This is a genomic window from Asticcacaulis machinosus (genome assembly GCF_028550435.1).
GTDB classification, from domain to species: Bacteria; Pseudomonadota; Alphaproteobacteria; order Caulobacterales; family Caulobacteraceae; genus Asticcacaulis; species Asticcacaulis machinosus.
In genome coordinates this window covers 1-1,286 of sequence record NZ_JAQQKV010000007.1, presented here as the reverse complement: position 1 = coordinate 1,286, position 1,286 = coordinate 1, and the positions used below count along the sequence as shown (strand labels likewise).

Here is a 1,286-nt window from a genome sequence, read left to right as displayed (position 1 = left end):
TTTGAGGTGCCCCTAGAATTGTAGACGCTTTGCTTGTTACAAAACGGAAGCAAGGAGAGCTACAGATGAAGACGGGGAATAGGTTTTCGGACGCGTTCAAACAGGACGCGGTGGCGCAGGTTGTGGATCGTGGCTATGCGGTCAAAGAGGTCGCTGCGCGGCTGGGTATCAGCACGAAGTCGCTCTACACATGGAAGGCTGAGTTTTCGAAGCCCGACAAGGTCAGGCGCGAGGATGGCGCTCTGTCGGCGGAGCTTCGGCGGGTCAAGGCTGAGCTTGCCCGTGTGACGGAGGAACGCGATATCCTAAATCGAAGCGGGATAAGAAAACGATCCAGTGAATCGTTTTCCCCGCGTAGCGCGGCCGCGTACTTCGCGCGAGAATCTCGGTGAGGTACGCATTTATCGAAGCTCACAGGCCTGAGTTTTCGATCAGGACCATGTGCCGTATGCTGAGTGTGCATTTTAGCGGCTTCTATGCGTGGTTGAAGGCGCCTTTGAGCCAGCGGGCTATCGAAGATGCGCGTCAGACGGCACTGATCAGGCAGGCATGGGAAGATAGCGGCAAGGTCTACGGCTATCGCAAGCTGCATGATGACCTGCGCGATCAAGGTGAGGACTGCTGCCCAAACCGCGTCTCACGCTTAGCCAGCCTTGCGGGCATTGCCGCCCAGATTGGCTACAGGCGTCGCCCTGGCCGCCATGGCGGTGATCCTGCGATTGTTGCCGAGAACAGGCTTGAGCAGAACTTTGATGTTCAGTCTCCCGATCAGGTCTGGGTGACAGACATCACCTACATCAAGACCTATGAAGGCTAGGCCTATCTGGCTGTGGTCATCGACCTGTTTTCCCGCCGTGTCGTCGGCTGGTCGATGCAGTCACGCATGACAACCGATCTCGCCTTGCAGGCCCTGCTAATGGCTGTCTGGCGGCGTAAACCCAAGGCCACCGTCATCATCCATTCCGATCAAGGGTCGCAATATACCAGCCGCGAGTGGCAGACTTTCCTGCGTCAGCACAATCTGGAAGCCAGCATGAGCCGTCGGGGGAACTGCCATGACAACGCGGTTGCCGAGAGCTTCTTCCAACTGTTAAAGCGCGAATGGATCAGGCGCAAAACCTACGCTACCCGTGACGCCGCAAGGCAGGACGTCTTCGAATATATCGAGATGTTCTATAACCCCAAACGCAAGCACACAAACAATGGCATGTTGTCGCCCATTGACTTCGAAGACAGACAACGCATTTTGAAGACGCAAGGTGTCTACAATTCTAGGGGCACCTCAC

The 1,286-nt window shown here is 56.1% G+C and carries 1 pseudogene; it reads left to right on the top strand.

Features of this window, described 5'->3' with window-relative positions:
• Window positions 1-65: 65 nt before the first annotated feature.
• Window positions 66-1,286: pseudogene (locus PQU98_RS16910) on the top strand (IS3 family transposase); the annotation flags it as partial.